The 17440-nt window shown below is 66.9% G+C and carries 16 protein-coding genes; 5 read left to right on the forward strand and 11 right to left on the reverse strand.

Features of this window, described 5'->3' with window-relative positions; translation table 11 throughout:
• The first annotated feature begins 383 nt into the window (after window positions 1-383).
• Window positions 384-1037 (forward strand): TetR family transcriptional regulator, encoded by a 654-nt coding sequence (locus FAZ97_RS11510; protein ID WP_158758543.1) that lies wholly within the window; start codon window positions 384-386, stop codon window positions 1035-1037.
• Between the two features lie 68 nt (window positions 1038-1105).
• On the opposite strand, the gene FAZ97_RS11515 is transcribed toward FAZ97_RS11510, so the two are convergent.
• The gene (locus FAZ97_RS11515) at window positions 1106-1741 is read right to left on the reverse strand and encodes a cysteine hydrolase family protein (RefSeq protein ID WP_407671772.1); all 636 of its coding nucleotides are present in this window, start codon (window positions 1739-1741) and stop codon (window positions 1106-1108) included.
• A 145-nt stretch (window positions 1742-1886) separates the two neighbouring features.
• Between FAZ97_RS11515 and FAZ97_RS11520 the strand changes: the two genes are divergently transcribed.
• The gene (locus tag FAZ97_RS11520; protein WP_158758545.1) at window positions 1887-2873 is read left to right on the forward strand and encodes a helix-turn-helix domain-containing protein; all 987 of its coding nucleotides are present in this window, start codon (window positions 1887-1889) and stop codon (window positions 2871-2873) included.
• Window positions 2874-2921: 48 nt separating this feature from the next.
• On the opposite strand, the gene FAZ97_RS11525 is transcribed toward FAZ97_RS11520, so the two are convergent.
• The 6 genes from FAZ97_RS11525 to FAZ97_RS11550 form a co-directional block, all read right to left on the reverse strand.
• On the reverse strand, window positions 2922-3674 hold the full coding sequence (locus tag FAZ97_RS11525; protein WP_158758546.1) for a CoxG family protein: 753 nt from the start codon (window positions 3672-3674) through the stop codon (window positions 2922-2924).
• A gap of 33 nt (window positions 3675-3707) precedes the next feature.
• A complete protein-coding gene (locus FAZ97_RS11530; protein WP_158758547.1) occupies window positions 3708-4073 on the reverse strand; it encodes a DUF427 domain-containing protein in 366 nt (121 codons plus the stop codon).
• Between the two features lie 143 nt (window positions 4074-4216).
• Window positions 4217-4723, reverse strand: coding sequence for a carboxypeptidase regulatory-like domain-containing protein (locus FAZ97_RS11535; protein ID WP_158758548.1), 507 nt, complete (start codon window positions 4721-4723; stop codon window positions 4217-4219).
• A gap of 195 nt (window positions 4724-4918) precedes the next feature.
• The gene (locus tag FAZ97_RS11540) at window positions 4919-6424 is read right to left on the reverse strand and encodes a DegQ family serine endoprotease (RefSeq protein WP_158758549.1); all 1506 of its coding nucleotides are present in this window, start codon (window positions 6422-6424) and stop codon (window positions 4919-4921) included.
• Between the two features lie 135 nt (window positions 6425-6559).
• Window positions 6560-7861, reverse strand: a complete 1302-nt coding sequence (locus FAZ97_RS11545; protein WP_158758550.1) for an ATP-binding protein — start codon at window positions 7859-7861, stop codon at window positions 6560-6562.
• Window positions 7862-7886: 25 nt separating this feature from the next.
• Complete coding sequence (locus FAZ97_RS11550) at window positions 7887-8549, reverse strand: response regulator (protein WP_158759146.1); 663 nt, start codon at window positions 8547-8549, stop codon at window positions 7887-7889.
• 420 nt (window positions 8550-8969) lie between these two features.
• Between FAZ97_RS11550 and dacB the strand changes: the two genes are divergently transcribed.
• The 3 genes from dacB to FAZ97_RS11565 all read left to right on the forward strand — a co-directional run bounded on the left by dacB (window position 8970) and on the right by FAZ97_RS11565 (window position 13399).
• Entirely contained in the window at window positions 8970-10694 is a 1725-nt protein-coding gene (gene dacB, locus FAZ97_RS11555; RefSeq protein WP_158758551.1) for a D-alanyl-D-alanine carboxypeptidase/D-alanyl-D-alanine endopeptidase, read from the forward strand.
• Window positions 10695-11014: 320 nt separating this feature from the next.
• A complete protein-coding gene (locus FAZ97_RS11560; protein ID WP_158758552.1) occupies window positions 11015-11974 on the forward strand; it encodes a sterol desaturase family protein in 960 nt (319 codons plus the stop codon).
• A 174-nt stretch (window positions 11975-12148) separates the two neighbouring features.
• The gene (locus tag FAZ97_RS11565) at window positions 12149-13399 is read left to right on the forward strand and encodes an SGNH/GDSL hydrolase family protein (protein WP_158758553.1); all 1251 of its coding nucleotides are present in this window, start codon (window positions 12149-12151) and stop codon (window positions 13397-13399) included.
• Window positions 13400-13489: 90 nt separating this feature from the next.
• On the opposite strand, the gene FAZ97_RS11570 is transcribed toward FAZ97_RS11565, so the two are convergent.
• From FAZ97_RS11570 to FAZ97_RS11585, 4 genes are read right to left on the reverse strand one after another with little or no spacing between them, the layout of a single operon-like run.
• Entirely contained in the window at window positions 13490-14521 is a 1032-nt protein-coding gene (locus FAZ97_RS11570; RefSeq protein WP_158758554.1) for an L-threonylcarbamoyladenylate synthase, read from the reverse strand.
• Window positions 14522-14535: 14 nt separating this feature from the next.
• Window positions 14536-15753: a 5-(carboxyamino)imidazole ribonucleotide synthase gene (locus FAZ97_RS11575; RefSeq protein WP_158758555.1), complete on the reverse strand. Its 1218-nt coding sequence runs from the start codon at window positions 15751-15753 to the stop codon at window positions 14536-14538.
• A gap of 56 nt (window positions 15754-15809) precedes the next feature.
• On the reverse strand, window positions 15810-16328 hold the full coding sequence (gene purE, locus FAZ97_RS11580) for a 5-(carboxyamino)imidazole ribonucleotide mutase (RefSeq protein ID WP_158758556.1): 519 nt from the start codon (window positions 16326-16328) through the stop codon (window positions 15810-15812).
• Between the two features lie 41 nt (window positions 16329-16369).
• Window positions 16370-17260, reverse strand: coding sequence for a phosphoribosylaminoimidazolesuccinocarboxamide synthase (locus tag FAZ97_RS11585; protein ID WP_158758557.1), 891 nt, complete (start codon window positions 17258-17260; stop codon window positions 16370-16372).
• Window positions 17261-17440: the final 180 nt, after the last annotated feature.

Below are 17440 nucleotides of genomic sequence, written 5' to 3' on the forward strand. Positions count from 1 at the left end.
GAGGAGGACGACCACGCACGCCAGCATCTGGCAAATACCTGACGGATAAACCCGGTACTTCTTTTAGAAAGGCGCGTTCCGGTCTGCACATCCGTCCGGGCGATACTGCTGCGCGCCACCCTCGGGGCGTCGCGCATTGGGGTTTCTACGACCACTTGGCCAGTGACGGATATTAACCGGACATCACCACTTGAGGCACCCAGGTGGTGGGGTGCTATTATAGATACATTCGCGAACGAATGTAAAAGGACGTTACGTAACCGTTGAGTGGCGCCGCAGGTGCGATCCGCGCGTCACATCCATATTACAAATCAATACATTACGGTTCGCACCCCAAATACATTTATTCCCCGTAACCCGCAGCAACACACTGATTTCACAAAATGGCCCGCCGAACGAAAGAGGAAGCGCTGGAGACGCGCAACCGGATCCTCGACGCCGCCGAACACGTCTTTTACGAAAAGGGCGTGTCGCGGACATCGCTGGCCGACATCGCGCAGACCGCGGGCGTGACGCGCGGGGCGATCTATTGGCATTTCGAGAACAAGGGCGACCTGTTCACGGCCATGTTCGACCGCGTGGTCCTGCCGCTCGACGAACTGAAGGTGGCATCGACGGATCCCGGCGAGCCCGACCCGCTCGGGCGCATGCGCGATCTTTGCATTCTGTGTCTGCGCAACACGGCAACCGACGCGCGCCGCCGCCGCGTGTTCGAAATCCTGTTCCTGAAGTGTGAGTTCGTCGAAGAGATGGGGCCGGTGATGGCGCGCCATCAGACCGACATGCGCGAGGGTCTCGCGAGCATCGAGCAAGGGTTGCGCAACGCGATGTCGAAGGGCCAGCTGCCCGCCGACCTCGACCCGAAGCGCGCCTCGCGCGTGCTGCACTCGTTCATTGGCGGCGCGCTGCGCGACATGGCGATCCTGCCCGACGTGTTCGACGTGGCGAGCAACGCCGAACGGCACGTCGACGCGATGCTCGACGCGCTGCGCTACAGCCAGTCGCTGCGCACCGGCGCGAGCGAATCGGACGCCTGAGTCCGGCGCGCGCAGCGCCCGGATCGATCAAGGCGGCCCGCTGACGAGGCCGCCTTTTTCTTGCCCGCTCAGGCCGGCACGCGGTTCGCGCGGGCCCGCTGATTCGACGCGTAGATGTTGTCGCGCGCGAGCGGCACGCCTGCCTTGACGGCGGCGAGCCAGGCATCCGTGGTCACGACCGACGCGAAGCGCGTATGCATCACCACGCTGAACGCGCGGTGGATGTCCTCGGCGCTAACCGTTCCCGCCTCGTTCGCATACGGCACCGCACCCGTCGCATCGGCGAGAAACTCCACGGCGAGACCCGCGTGGGTCGCCTCGAACACCGTCGAGGCGTCGCAGTTGTGCGTCATGTAGCCGGCCACTGTAAGCGTGTCGATGTCGCGTTCAGCGAGCCAGGCTTTCAAATCGGTGCCCGCAAAGGCGCTCGGCAGCGCTTTTTCGACGTAGTGATCGCGCTCGCGCGCGGCCACGACCGGATGCAGCTCGGCGCCCACGCTGCCGCGCGCGAAGAGCGGCGAGTCCGCGGGGGCGAAGTTCTGCACCACCACGACCGGCACGCCTGCCGCGCGCGCGGCGTCCATCGCGCGGCCGATGTTGGCGAGCGACATCTCGATGGGGGGAAATTCGATCGGCAGATCGCCGCTGACATATTCGTTCTGCACGTCGATGACGACGAGCGCCCGGCGCGGATTCGCGGACATGGCCATGCCTCCTGGGGTTGAATGGGACCGACCGGTTTGAAGACCCGAAGTCGATGGCGGGATTGTGGCGCTGCACCTGCTCACGCGACAGTGGCCCGAATGACAACTTTCGCTAGAATCGGGCCATTCACCTTCGAGGCTCACCATGGCCGCTGCTACTCGTCAGACTCCCTCGCCCGCCCCGCTGCGCGTCGCCGTGATCGCCTTCGACCGCATCAGTCCGTTCCATCTTTCCGTGCCTTGCGTCGTATTCGGCGAGGACCGCAGCGAAGGCGGCGTGCCGCCGTTCGAACTCGCCGTCTGCGCGGCGGAGCCCGGCACGCTCACGACCACGGCAGGCTTCACGATCGGTGCGACGCAAGGGCTCGATGGACTGCGCGGCGCGGACGTGATCGTCGTGCCGAGCTGGCGCGACACCCACGAGGCGCCCAGCGCCGCGCTTTGCGAGGCCCTGCGCGAAGCGCACGCGAGCGGCGCGATCCTCGTCGGGCTGTGCCTCGGCGCTTATGTGCTCGCGCATGCGGGCCTGCTGGACGGCCGCCCGGGCACCACGCACTGGGCCGCCGCCGACGATTTCGCGCAGCGCTTTCCGGCCGTGCGCTTCGATCCCGGCGTGCTGTATATCGACGATGGCGACCTGCTCACCTCGGCGGGGACGGCTGCGGGACTCGACTGCTGCCTGCATCTCATGCGGCGCCTGTGCGGCTCGAACGCCGCGAACTATGTGGCCCGCCGGCTCGTCGTGCCACCGCATCGACAGGGCAATCAGGCGCAGTACGTGCAGCAGCCGCTTGCGGCGGCCGGGCGCGGCGACCGTCTGCCGGGCCTGCTCGACTGGATTCGGGCCCACCTCGACGCGCCCCACACGCTCGACTCGCTCGCGCAGCGTGCGCTCATGAGCCGGCGCACGTTCACGCGCCAGTTCCGTTTGACGACAGGGTCGACAGTGAGCGCCTGGCTGCTCGGCGAGCGCCTCTCACGCGCGCAGCAACTGCTCGAAAGCACCGATCATCCGATCGACGCGATCGCCCAGCGCGCGGGCTTCGGCTCGGCCGCGTCGCTGCGTCAGCATTTCGTGGAGGCGTTCAGGATTTCACCGTCGGCGTGGCGGCGGGAGTTTCGGGGGGATTGAGTCAGTCGCCGGGCGGCGCAACTTGCGCGCGCCGCCCGCCGCCAGGATTCAGGTCCCGGTAAACCAGCGCGCCACATACAGCAGCAACGCGACGAAGAAGATCATCGCAGCCCACGCCCAGTACGGCATGGCGTGCGGCGGCGGCTCATGATGCAGCGTGCTCGCCGCGCGGCCCGAAAGCGTGCCGCCCGCATGGTGCTGCGGCAGGATATGCGCGCGCCGGGCGAAACCGGCGAGGTTGATCGGCCGCAGGAACACGTGTTGCCGGCGCGGCGGCTCGCCCGCCACGCGATTGGGCGCCTGGCCGTGCTTGGCCGCGACCACGGCGCAGAACTCCGTGAAGAAGTCGTCGGCGAGTTCGTGCAGGGCATTCTCGATCTGGCGCGGCGGCAACTCGGAAAGCGGCCCCGTGAGCGTGGCCCACACCGAGTAGTCGATACGCGTGCTCATCATCTCCTTGCCCGTACCCGGCTCCTTCGCCGTGGCGCGCTCTTCCGGGCGCAGTGCGACGTCGATCTGTCCGCGCAGCGAGCCGATGCCGTCCGCGCGAGCCCGAAAGCTCAGCACGCGCCGTGGCGTGAGCGGCACTTGCGCCGTGTCATTGGCAATGTGGGCGCGCACTTCGTAACGTGCGCGCAGTGGCCCGAGCGGCACCGTGAGCGTGATCGCGTATTCGCCGGGGCCGAGCCGCCTGAACGACTCGCAGTGCTCCATGCTCGCGCGCACGAGCGCCACGTCCTGCAGCGCCGCCCAGACGGCGGCGGGTTCGAGCGGAATTCTCAGCGCATCTTTCAGTTCCATGGCGGCTCCCCCTTTGCACGCTACCGGGCCAGTTCAAGAGGTCTGGTCGATCCGGTCCACGCGGGTCGCGTAGAACGCCAGATAGCCCTTGATGCCGCTTGCACCGTCGAGCGGCGCTTCGTAGCTCCAGGCCGCCTCTTCGACGCGCCCGTCTTCGGTACGCAAATGGAAATACGTCGCCTCGCCCTTGAATGGGCAATGCGAGGTGTGTCCGGAGCGTTCGAGTCGCGCCATGTTTACGTCGGCGCGCGGAAAGTAGTAGACGTCGGGGTAGCCGGTTTCGCAAAGGGTGATGGCGTGCAGCGTGTCGGCAATGGTGATGCCGCCGTGAATCACGCGCACGCGGTGACGGTTCGCGACGAGGTCGATGCGATGGGCCGCATCCGGTTCGACCGCCATGTTCGGCTCCCCTGTTGGTAGGCGGCGCCTGTCTGGCACCCTGCCTGCGCTTCATTATCGGCCAAAGTCGGCAAGGCTGCGTGAATCTTATACGCGGCGCGCGTGCGGCAGCGCCCCAACACGCGCCTGTCCCATCGTGCGGCTTACCAGATGAAAGCCGCCCGCGCGCTGCCGTTCGAGCCCACCGTCACGGCGCTCGTCTTGTCGACGCCCGCATGGCTCACATGCACGTTGTAGCGGCCCGGACGCACCCTGACGAGCATGTAAGGCCCGCGGGAAGTCGTATCCAGCACGCTCGCGCCATGCGAGTCGGTGATCTGCACGCGCACGTCCGCGACGTACTCGCCGCTGCGCTGGGTGAAGCGCAACGCAAGCGGCCACTGGCGTTCGGCGCCGAGCAGCGCCTTCGATTCGTCGAGACCCACGCCGCCGGAGACGTACGAGACGTCGCCCTGTTGCTGGACTTGCGGCATGCCGCCGCCGTTGGTGTTGCCGGCGCTGGTGTTGTCGGTGGTCGTGCCGCCGACCGTGCCCGACGCATCGGCTTGCTGCGCCGCCGCGCCGCCCGCGTAGCCAAACGCCAGGGTGGCCGCGAGGATCGTCGCGTAAGCGGTGTTATGGACGGGGCGCGAGTTGCGCAAACTCTTCATCGATCGCTCCTTTCAGGTTGTCCGATGTAGGGTTTGCGCAAGGCGCATGCCCAAGGGGCGTGCAGAGGCGTTCTGGCGCCCAAAAACGCCACTGCCGCCGAGGCCAGGGGCCAACGGCGGCAGCGCGGGAACAACGTATGAAACCTGCTCTCGCCGCGAATCCGGCGCACGGAGCCGGATTCGCGGCAGCAGGGATCAGCCGAGATCGACGGGCACGAAAATCTGTGCGTCGTCTCGCTGGATCAGGAGCGCAATGCTGTTGCCAGCCTTCGAAACCATTTGCTTGAGTTGATCGGCGCTCGTCACCGGGCGGCCATTCACGGCGAGAATCACGTCGCCGGGCTGCACGCCCGCATTTTCGGCCGCGCCGCCCGCCTGTTCGACGAGCAGGCCGTGATCGAGCGAGCCGTTGCTCTTCTCTTCCGGCGTAAGCTGGCGCACCGCGACGCCCAGACGTCCCTGCAACTGCGCTTGCGGGGCGTCGTTCGACGCCACCTTCGCGTCGCCCAGCGCGCCGATGGTCGCCGTGAGGTCCTTCGTGCTCTTGTCGCGCCACACCTGGACATCGGCCTTCGTGCCCGGCTTCATGCCCGCGATGAGCGAAGGCAGATCCGACGAATCGTCCACCGCCTGGCCGTTCACAGAGAGGATCACGTCGCCGGGCTTCAGGCCCGCCTTCGCGGCCGGGCCGCTCGCGTCGACCGAACTCACCAGCGCGCCGTGCGGCTTGTCCATGCCGAACGAGTTGGCGAGCGTCTGGTTCATCGACTGCACCGCGACGCCGAGGCGCCCGCGGCTCACATGGCCGGTCTTGACGAGTTCGTCCTTGACCTTGATCGCCTCATTGATCGGGATTGCGAACGAAAGGCCCTGGAAGCCGCCCGTCTGCGAGTAGATCATCGAGTTGATGCCGATTACTTCGCCCTGCAGATTAAACAGCGGGCCGCCCGAATTGCCGGGGTTGACCGGCACGTCGGTCTGGATAAACGGCGTGTAGTTCTCGTCGGGCAGCGAGCGCGACTTCGCGCTGATGATGCCCGAGGTCACGGTGTTGTCGAAGCCGTACGGCGAGCCGATCGCCACCACCCACTGGCCGACCTTGCTCTGGCGCGGGTCACCGATCTTCACGGTCGGCAGATCCTTGGCGTCGATCTTGAGCACGGCGACGTCCGACTGCTTGTCCGCGCCCACGACCTTCGCCTTGTATTCGCGCTTGTCGGTGAGCTTCACCGTCACGACGTTCGCGCCGTCCACGACGTGCGCGTTCGTGAGGATGTAGCCGTCGGAGCTGACGATGAAGCCCGAACCGAGGCTCGCGCTAGGCTGGTCCGCCTGCGGGCCGTTATCGCCGCCGCCCATGCCGGGCGCACCGCCGTAGAAGTGCTTGAAGAACTGGTAGAACGGATCGCTCGGATCGATCGGCAGTTGCTGCGGGCCGCTGCCGCCGCCGCGCAGCGCCGTTTGCTTCACGACGTGCTTCGCGCTGATGTTGACCACTGCGGGCCCGTAGGTTTCCACGAGACCCGAGAAGTCGGGAACGCCGGTCTTGGCGGCGGCTTCGGCGGGCATCAACGCCGCGGCCTGTGCCTGCGAAATGACCTGCGGGGCAGGCAGATCACGATGCCCTGCTACGTAGCCCGCCGACAATGCGACGACCACGGCGGCTGCCACGGCACTGCGGGAAAGAACTTTTGTATTCATTGCGGACTCCTTGCGCGGGGTACTCATCACGACGTACGAAGAGTAAGCCGTGTCGCTTAAAGGAGTCTTAAGTACACAGAAATCGCAATAATCGCGCAAACGCCCGCGTGGCGGGCATTTGCGGGCGATGAAAGGTCAGAAGCGCACGTCCACGAGCAGGCCGCCGGCGGGTGAATCGCCGAGCGTGATGGCCGCGTCGTGCTGATCCGCGATGCGCCGCACGATAGCAAGGCCGAGGCCCGTGCCGGCGATATCGGTGCGCGCGCGGTTCACGCCCGCGCCCACGCGATAAAAGCGATCGAACACGCGCGCGCGTTCGTCCTCCGGGATGCCCGGTCCGCTGTCCGCGATGCGCACGCGCGGATGCCCGTCCACCACAGCGAGGCTCACGTCCACCCGGCCGCCTGCGGGCGTGTATTTGGTCGCGTTGTCGAGCAGGTTGTTGAGCATCACGCGCAGCGCATCGGCGTCGCCATGCACGCTCGCCGCCGCGCTTTCCTCGATACCCAGATCGACGCCGCGCTGTTGCGCAAGCGGCGCATAGTTGAGCACGCAATCATCGAGCAGGGCATGCAGATCGACGTTCTGTGCGCGCGCATGGCCATCGGGCTCGGAACGCGCGAGTGCGAGCAGTTGCTCGGCAAGACGCGTGGCGCGCGTCACGCCCGCCTGCAGATCGATGAGCGCTTCGCGGCGCGTTTCATCGTCCTTTGCGCGCGCAACGAGTTGCGCCTGGATCTGCACGGCCGCCAGCGGCGTGCGCAACTCGTGCGCGGCATCGGCAACGAAGGCCTTTTGCGTGTCGATGGCCTGCGCGAGGCGTTCGAGCAACGCGTTCAGCGCATGCACGAGCGGCGTGACTTCGCGCGGCAGACGCTGTTCGGGCAGCGGGTCGAGCGCTTCGGGATGACGCGTGTCGAGCGCGAGCGCCACACGCGAGAGCGGCCTGAGCCCGCGCCCCACCACGATCCACACGGCGGCGCCGAGAAACGGCAGCACCACGATCAGCGGCCAGAGCGTGCGCAAGGCGACGTTCGCGGCGAGCCGGTTGCGCACGGAAACCGGCTGCGCGAGCTGCACGACATTGTCGCCGACGATGGCGCCGTACACGCGCCAGTCGCCGCGATCGGTTCGCTCCGTCGAAAAGCCGAGCTCCGCGCGCGGCGCGAGCGGCGCGCGCGGATGCGAGTAGTACATGAGCACGCCGTTGCGATTCCAGATCTGCAGCACGATGCCTTCGTCGCCGGTATCGCGCGAACTGAGGATCTCGTTGAACGGCTCGGAGGGCAGCGCCTCGGCGATTTCCTGCAGCTGGTAGTCGAACAGCTCGTTGGCCTCGGCGAGCGCCTGGCGATAGATCAGCCAGCCCGCGAGCCCGACGCCCGCGACGACGATCGCGAGCAGCCAGAACAGCAGTTGTCGTCGGATGGAACTCATCGGCTAAGTGGGTCTCCTGCGCACGTCATGCGTCTTTGGCGATCATGTAGCCGAGGCCGCGCACATTGCGGATCAGATCGGCCCCGAGCTTCTTGCGCAGCGCGTGAATGTAGACCTCGACGGTATTGCTGCCGATCTCCTCGCCCCAGCCGTACATTTTCTCTTCGAGCTGGGTTTTCGAGAGCACCGCGCCCGGGCGCGCGAGCAGCGCTTCGAGCAGCGCGAATTCGCGCGCCGAGAGCGCAACGGGCGTGCCGTCCTGCGTGACCTGGTGCGAGGCCGGATCGAGCGTGATCGAGCCGTGGCGGATGGTCGAATCGCTGCGGCCCGACTGGCGGCGGATCAGCGCGCGCATGCGTGCGCCCAGCTCGTCGAGATCGAAGGGCTTGATGAGGTAATCGTCCGCTCCGGCGTCGAGGCCCTTGACGCGATCGGCCACGGCGTCGCGCGCGGTGAGGATCAGCACGGGCAGCGCCGCGCCGCGCGCGCGCAATGTGCGCAGCACGTCGAGGCCGTCACGGCGAGGCAGACCGAGATCGAGCAGCATGAGATCGTAGGAATCCGCGCTCGCGGCCGAGAGGGCGGCGTCGCCGTCTTCGACCCAGTCGACCGCAAAGCCTTCGCCGCGCAGCGCCTTGCGCACGCCTTCGGCGATCATGCGGTCATCTTCGACTAGCAGTATGCGCATCGTAATGTTGGCCAGGCGGCGACGCTGCGCCGCCTGGCGTGAGTGGATGACAGATGCGTGCATTCTAGCGCCTGAACATGGGCGCGGCGGCGGCGCGGCGCGTAGCCGGTCGCGATGCCTTGGCGCGCGGCGTGGGCGGTGTTTGAACCACGCCACGCAATGTGCAACGTTTTCTCGCCTGCAATGCGCGCGCGCGGCGCGAGGTCTTTACAATGTGCGCTTTTGCGGCGCTTCACTCGTGATCCGGCCGCGATGCGCGCGAGCGGGCTTTGTATAACGCTTACGCGAGCGCATCGCGTGTGCGCCACGAATCACACGCCGCCCTAATTTTCGCGCCCGCGCGCAGCACCGGAGAGTCCCCGCTTTCCGTGCGCCGCGCCCGGCCCTTGCACTGCCCCCGCACTCGCCCGAACGCTTTTCATGCTGCCCGCTTCGCTGTCCCGCCTACGCTCCCTGTTCAGACTGCCTGCCTCGCGTACCGACCGCACGCATTTCGCCGCCACACCGCGCCTGCCCAAACCGCTCGCCCTCGCACTGGCCTGCGCCACGCTCGCCGCCAGTTTCGCAGCCGCGCCCGCCGCGTACGCGCAGCCCGAAGGCGCGCGCGTGCCCACGGTCAACGTGACGACCGTGCTGCCGCCCACCGTGATGGCGGGCCTCGAGCGCGCACACGTGCCGCTCTCGTCCGTGAGCGTGGTGATCGAAAAGGTCGGCGACCGCCAGCCCAGCGTCGCCGTGAACGCCGGCCAGCCGATGATGCCCGCCTCGACGATGAAGCTCGTCACGACGTGGAGCGGCCTCGCGATGCTCGGTCCCGACTATCGCTGGAAAACGAGCGCCTACACCGACGGCGAAATCGATGCCAGCGGCACGCTGCACGGCAATCTCTATATCAAGGGCACCGGCGACCCGAAGCTCGTGCCCGAAGAACTGATCGACCTCGTGCAGAAGATTCGCTCGGCAGGCGTCGCGCGCATCGACGGCGCGCTCGTGCTCGACAAGAGCGAGTTCGATCCGTCCACGCGCGACCTGCCCTCGTTCGACGGCGACGACAGCGCGCCCTACAACGTCGGCCCCGATCCGCTGATGTACGCATTCAAGGCAGTCTCGTTCACGTTTTCGCCCTCGCGCGAAGGCGTATCGATCGACGTGGTGCCGCCCGTCGCGCAGTGGCAGATCGACAACCAGATCCGCGAGCGCGCCGGCGCGTGCGGCGGCATGCTGCCGAGCCCGCAGGTTTCGCCCGGCGGCAACGGCGTCGTCACCGCGAGCTTCGCGGGCAGCTACGCCATGCGCTGCGGCGAGCGCACGCTCAACATGGCCGCGCCCGTGGATCACAGCACGTTCTTCGCGGACGGCTTCCTCGCGCTTTGGCAACAAACCGGGCAGCAAGCAGCGCAACAAGCGGGACAACAACCCGGACAGCAAGCGGGCAGCCTGTTCGCCACGCCCGCCGGCGCGGTGCGCGAAGGCGTCGTGCCGCCGCGCGCGCGCCTGCTCGCCGTGCACCAGAGCCCGCCGCTCGCGGACGTCGTGCACGACATCAACAAGTTCAGCAACAACGTGATGGCGCGCAATCTGTTCCTCACGCTCGGCGCCGTCGCGGGCAAACCGCCTTCGACCACGGCCAAGGCCGCCACGGCTGTCAATGCGTTCTTGCGGCGCAGCGGCCTGAACATGCCCGAACTCGTGCTCGACAACGGCTGCGGCCTCTCGCGCGAAGAGCACATCAGCGCGCTCTCGCTTGCGAATCTGCTGCAGAACGCGAACGCGAGCCCGGTCGCGCAGGTGTTCATCGACTCGCTGCCGATCGTCGGCGTGGACGGCACGATGCGCAACCGTCTCACCAACGCGGGCGTGGAAGGCAATGCGCATATCAAAACGGGCACCCTGCGCGACGTGCGCGCCATTGCCGGTTACGTGGCAGCCGAAAACGGCGAGAGCTGGATCGTGGTGAGTCTCATCAACGATCCGCGCGCCGAGGCCGCACGCGCCGCGCACGACGCGCTGCTCGAGTGGGTCTACAAGGGCATGCCCGAAGAGAAGCCCGTGTACGTCGAGCCGCATCCCAAGCGTGCGACGAAGGAATCGAAGGTCGCGAAGGCTACGCACAAGGCCCCGGCCAAGCGGCGTGGCGCGCATTGACGAGCCGCAGAGCGCGCGACGTCCACACCCGTGTTGCATGCTGGGCGAGCGCCGCGGACCTGTCCCCGAGCGCATCGACCGAGCCCGGCGCAGAGTGCCGGGCTCGAAGTTTTCCTCTAGCAAAGCGCCGCCCGTCCTGGGCGTGAGGCGTGTACCCTGACGGGCAAAGGCCGAAGGCGCGTCACAATAATCTGTCAAACGCGTACGGCAATCGAGCCGCGCGCCCCTAAGAACGCGCACCAACGCGGCCGATAAGACACGAGACTACAACCGCCGCGCTGCCCGCCAGCGCCGCTCACGGGACAAGGAGGACGACGTTCGTGCAGTTCGACGCGCAATGGCTGCTGCTCGCCCTCGCTCCCGTGTTTCTCGCCTGCATCGGTTGGGAAGCGTGGTATCTCTCCCGCACGCGGCCGCGCGCTGCATCGAACGACGCTCCCGACAGCGCCCGCTACACCTGGCCCGATACGCTGTGCAACGCCGCGCTCGCGCTCATGCACCAGGGCGCCGACAAACTGGCGTGGCTCGTCGCGATCCCCGTCTATGCCTATGTCTACCGGCACTTCCGGCTCGTTTCGTGGCAGCCGGGCCTCGTCGCGTGGTTCGCGCTCTTTATCGCGCAGGACCTGCTCTACTACGTCTTTCACCGCGCGAGCCATCGCGTGCGCTGGCTCTGGGCGGCGCACGTCGTTCACCATTCGTCGGAGCGCCTGAATCTTTCGACGGCGTTTCGCCAAAGCCTCATGTATCCCGTGGCGGGCATGTGGGTGTTCTGGATTCCGCTCGCCATGCTCGGCTTCACGCCGGAGCAGATCGTCGCGATCGTGCTCGTCAATCTCGCGTTCCAGTTCTTTGTGCACACCCAGGTGATCGGCAAGCTCGGCTGGCTCGAATGCGTGTTCAACACGCCGTCGATGCATCGTGTTCACCACGCGCGCAACGCACGCTATATCGATCGCAACTACGCCGGCGTGCTTGCGATCTGGGACCGCATGTTCGGCAGTTATGTCGAGGAAGACGCCCACGACGCGCCTGATTACGGCATCGTCAAGCCGCTCGCGTCATGCAATCCGCTCAAGGCGACGTTTCACGAATGGCTCGCGATGGCGCGGGACTTCGCGCGCATGCCCGACTGGCGTTCGCGCGCAGCCGCGCTGTTCGCGCCGCCGGATTGGTGCGAGCGCCACGACGCGCTGGGCCTTGCATCGGCAACGGCGGGAACACGCAGCGGCGTGCCGGAAAACAACACCGAGGGTGAGTTCGGGTCGCGCAGTCGCTAAGAGATTGCGTAGTCTGTCGGCCTTGGCCCTGACCTGATAGCAGCACGCAGGGGGTGGCATGCAAGGCCGGCGATCGAAAACAACATCGACAACGGATGTTCGTGCCACGAGCACCCGTTGCATGAGTAGGCAGGCATGGCATCAAAGGCCACACACAGAGGAGATGAAGTGAATATGAAGCATCAAGGACCGAGACACCGTACGCTGTTGCGCGCCACCCAGATCGCTGTCGCGAGCGCCGCCTTTGCGCTGCTCGCCGCCTGCGGTGGCAGCAGCGGGGGGGGCAGCAACAATGCAAGCACGCCGCCCGGCGGCGTGAATCTGCAAGTCGTGTCGTTTGGCGACAGCCTTTCGGATGTCGGCACGTACGCGAAAAACATCCTGCCGGAGTTCGGCGGCGGCCGCTTCACCACGAATCCGGGCGAAATCTGGACGCAAAAAATCGCCGAATACTACGGTGGCACGCTCACGCCGGCCTATCAAGGAGGCTTCGGCGCTGCGCTCACCGCCACGGGCGGCATGGGCTACGCGCAGGGCGGCGCGAACGTGAGCGCCTCCTATCCGGAAGGCGAAGGCTGGGCGCCCGGCAACGCGGCCGCGACCACGGTGCCGGTCGCAACCCAGGTGAGCCAATACCTGAGCGCCAACAAGAGCTTCAACGCGAATCAGCTCGTGCTGATCGATGGCGGCGCAAACGACATCTTCGCGTTCGCGACTACTGCAAATCTGACGGCGCTCGGCGCGCAGCTGACCGCGGCGGCGACAGCGGCGGCACAAGCGGGTACCCCGCTGACGCAGGTACAACAGGTCGAGTTCATCGCCAACTACCTGCTGACCAACAGCAGCGGCGCCCAGATCGCGGCGTCCGCTACCGCGCTCGCGACGCAGGTCGGGACCATCCTCGCCGCGGGTGGCAAGCATGTAGTGCTGATGACCGTGCCGGATATTGGCCAGACGCCCCTCGGAGTCGAGGCCAACGCCGGCACACCAGGCGCCGCTGCGCTCCTGACCGGCATCAGCGCCGCCTACAACGCCATCGTCTCGGGGGCACTTACACAAGCGGGCATTGCGAACGACGTGATCGTCGCCGATGCGTTCGCGTGGTTCGACCAGCTGCTGCCTGCCTATCAGGCGAATGGCTTCACCGTCTCGAACACGGGCACCGCCTGCAACCTCACGCAGATGCAGGCGTCGGCCACGGCCTACGCGCAGCAGAACCCGTCGGTGCTCGCAGGCGGCATGACCGCTGCACAATACGGTGCGCAGTTCGCCTCGTCGCTGTTCTGCTCGCCGCAGTCCTACACAGTTGCGAACGCCGATCAGACCTACATCTTCGCCGACTCGGTCCACCCGACCACGCATACGCACGCGCTGTTCGCGCAGTACGTCGAAGGGCTGGTCGCGAAGTCGGGCGTGGGCAAGTAAGCGCACTTCGGAGCTTTTTAAGGCGCAAAAACCCGGCTCGCGAGCCGGGTTTTTTGTGTCGGCAAACGTAGCGGTCGTCGCGCGAAGCCTCTACTGTTGCGCCTCGAACGCCGCCGCTGCCCGCCCCAAGCGGTCATTGACCGCGATCCACTCGATCGTCTCGGGCAGCTTCTCGATCAGAATGCGCGAGACATTCGCGCGATCGAGCGCGCGCAGCAAGCCATACAGCTCGCGCGCATAGTCCTGCGGCTCTTCCGGCGCGGCAACGAAATGCACGCCCTGAGCCTGCGCCCAAACGCCCGCGCGCGAGGCGCGCGCCACCAGCGCCACCGTTTCGCCCGCGTCGCGCGCCGCCGCGAGCAGCGGCGCCAGCGCCTCGAACGGCAGCAGCGCGAGCGGCGTGCGCGGCGCGTAATGCGCCTTAAGCGTGCCCGATGCGCGCGGCGCCGTGGCGTCCGAGCCGTCGGGCAAGCGCGGCGCCTCGCCCAGCACGCGGGCGATATCGTGCGGCGTCACGTGGCCGGGCCGCAGCAAGGCGGGAAAGCCGCGCGAGAGATCGAGAATCGTCGATTCGATCCCCACGTCGCTCGCGCCGCCATCGAGCACGTGCACCGCCGCGCCAAATTCGTCGCGCACATGCTGCGCCGTGGTCGGACTCACGTGGCCGAAGCGGTTCGCCGAAGGCGCCGCCACGCCGCCATGGCCCCCGCGGCGCGCAGAAAACGCCGCCAGCAGTTGCTGCGCAACCGGATGCGACGGGCAACGCAACCCCACCGAATCCTGGCCACCGCTCACGGCGTCGGGAATGCGCTCGTGGCGTTTGACGATCAGCGTGAGCGGGCCGGGCCAGAACGCGTCGACGAGCTTTTGCGCCGCCTCGGGCCACTCGGCCACCCAGTACGTCGGATCGCCGCCGGGCGGCAGATGCACGATAACCGGGTGGTTTGCCGGCCGGCCCTTGGCCGCGTAGATACGCGCGACGGCTTCGGGGTTCGAAGCATCACCGCCCAGACCGTAGACGGTCTCGGTCGGGAACGCGACCAGTTCGCCAGCATCGAGCAGCGCGGCGGCAGCTTCGATATCGGCGTCGGTCAAATGCGGCGCGTTCTGCTGGTCAGACATGATGCGATCCAACCTCAGCTCGTAACGATGTGCAGCAGGCGCGCGCAGTCGCGTGCGGCCGCACGCGCTTCGTCGAGCGTTGGCGCCGTGAAGTTCACGTGGCCCATCTTGCGGCCCGCACGCGCTTCTTCCTTGCCGTACAGATGCAGGCGCGCAGCCGGCATCGCGGCCACCTGATCCCACGGCGGCGTGACGGGCGCGGCGCCCTTCTGCGGCCTCGCCTCGCCCACGGCGCAGGGGAACCACACGTCGCCGAGAATGTTGAGCATCACGGCCGGCGAGTGCTGACGCGTGTCGCCGAGCGGCATCGCCGTCATGGCGCGCACCTGCTGCTCGAACTGGCTCGTGGCGCACGCATCGGTCGTGTAGTGGCCGGAGTTGTGCGGGCGCGGCGCCATTTCGTTGGCGACGAGCGAGCCGTCTTCGAGGATGAAGAACTCCACGCACAGCACGCCCACGTAGCCGAGCTTCGCCGCGATCTGGATCGCGGCCTGCTGGGCCTGTTGCACGAGCGCCGGGCTTGCATCCGGTGCCGGGACGATCGTGTGCGACAGCACGCCGTTGCGGTGCGTGTTCTGCGCGAGCGGATACACCACGGCCGCGCCGTTCGTGCCGCGTGCGATCAGCGCGCTCACCTCGAACTTCAGCGGCAGACGCTTTTCCAGCACGCACGGCACGCCGCCGAGCGACGCATGCGCCTCGCGCACTTCCTCGGCGTTGCCCACGCGAATCTGGCCTTTGCCGTCGTAGCCCATGCGCGCGGTCTTGAGAATGCCCGGCAGCACGGCGGCAAGCGCCTCGTTGTCGATGCCGGCAAGCGCCTGCGACGACTCGATCACCACGTGCGGCGCGACCGGCACGCCGGCCGCCGCGATAAAGCGCTTCTCGGCGATGCGGTCCTGCGCCACCGCCACGCAGCGCCCGGCCGGGCTCACGAAGGTCGACTTCGCGAGCGTGTCGAGGCTGGCCGCGGGCACGTTCTCGAACTCGGTCGAGATGGCCGCGCACAGGCGCGCGAGTTCGGTGAGCGCCGCTTCGTCGTCGTAGGCGGCGCAGATGTGGCGGTCGGCCACGGTGCCCGCAGGGCTCGTCGCGTCGGGATCGAGCACGGCGACGCGGTAGCCCATCGCCTGCGCGGCAAAGCAGAACATGCGGCCGAGCTGGCCGCCACCCACCATGCCCAGCCAGGCGCCGGGCAGGATCGGTGAAACCGGAGAGTTGTCAGAAGTCATCTTCGTGGTCGGCCGCGGGGTGGCCGCGGCGCGTGGGGACGATCAAAGCGGAACGATCAAAGCGGGGGCAGCAACATGGCGTGCGCCGCTTCGTTCTGGCGCACGCGGAACGCCGCGAGCTTGTTCGCGTATTCGGTATTCGTGACGCTCAGAATCGAGACGGCGAACAGCGCCGCATTGGCCGCGCCCGCCTCGCCGATGGCGAAGGTCGCGACCGGCACGCCCTTGGGCATCTGCACGATCGAATGGAGCGAGTCCACGCCCTTCAGATACTTGCTGACCGCCGGCACGCCGAGCACGGGCACCGTGGTCTTGGCCGCCAGCATGCCCGGCAGGTGCGCCGCGCCGCCTGCGCCCGCGATAATCGCGCGCAGGCCGCGCTCGCGCGCTTTTTCCGCGTACTCGAACATCTCGTCGGGCATGCGGTGCGCCGAGACCACCTTGGCCTCGTACGCGACGCCGAACTCCTGCAGGATCGCGACCGCGTGCTTCATCGTGTCCCAGTCGGAGCTGGAGCCCATCAACACGCCGACGAGCGGCGCCGCATGCTGGTGAGCCGTCTGAACTTCGCTCATTGTGCTTCCTTCTTCCCTCTATTGACTTTCCGCGCACTCGCTTAGGCGAGCTTTTGACCCGTGAGACGCTCGAGCGCCTCCTGATACTTCGCCGACGTTTTTTCAATCACTTCGTCGGGCAGCTTCGGCGCCGGCGGCTCCTTCTTCCAGTCCTGGGTTTCGAGCCAGTCGCGCACGAACTGCTTGTCGAACGACGGCGGGTTCGAGCCCACCTGGTACTGGTCGGCCGGCCAGAAGCGCGACGAGTCGGCGGTGAGCGCCTCGTCCATCAGATACAGCTGGCCGTGGTTGTCGAGACCGAATTCGAACTTCGTGTCGGCGATGATGATGCCGCGCGTGGCCGCGTAGTCGGCGGCTTCCTTGTACAGCTTGATCGAGATTTCCTTGATGGTGCGCGACAGTTCGGTGCCGATGCGGCGCTCCATCTCTTCGTACGTGATGTTCTCGTCGTGGTGGCCCATTTCGGCCTTCGCTGCCGGCGTGAAGATCGGTTCGGGCAGCTTCTGCGCGTTCTGCAGGCCCGGCGGCAGTTCCACGCCGCACACGGCGCCCGTTGCCTGATAGTCCTTCCAGCCGCTGCCAGCCAGATAACCGCGCACCACGGCTTCGACGAGGATCGGTTCGAGGCGCTTCACTACGACGGCGCGGCCCCTGACCTGCTCGACTTCGTCGGCGGCCACCACGGTCTCGGGCGCGACGCCGGTAAGGTGATTCGGCACGACGTGCTTGAGCTTTTCGAACCAGAAGTCGGCCATCTGGTTGAGCACCTCGCCCTTGCGCGGAATCGGCTCGCCCATGATGACGTCGAACGCCGACAGACGGTCGGTGGTGACGATCAGCAGCTTGTCGTTGCCCACGGCATAGTTGTCGCGGACCTTGCCGCGGCCGAGAAGCGGCAGCGAGCGGAGCGTGGATTCGTAGAGGGTAGACATCGTCGTGATTCGCTAAAAGGACAATCGAAAACGGGCGGTTCCGCCTAAAAACGCGGTGCAAACCTGCGGCGGAGAACCGGAATCCTGAAGGTACTGCGAGGGTAAACCAAAAAACCCAGAAAAGCTCAACGCCGTTCCCCCGAAACAGGCGGAAACGGCGATGTATTTTACGACTTCAGG

This window comes from Paraburkholderia acidiphila, from assembly GCF_009789655.1.
Classification (GTDB): domain Bacteria; phylum Pseudomonadota; class Gammaproteobacteria; order Burkholderiales; family Burkholderiaceae; genus Paraburkholderia; species Paraburkholderia acidiphila.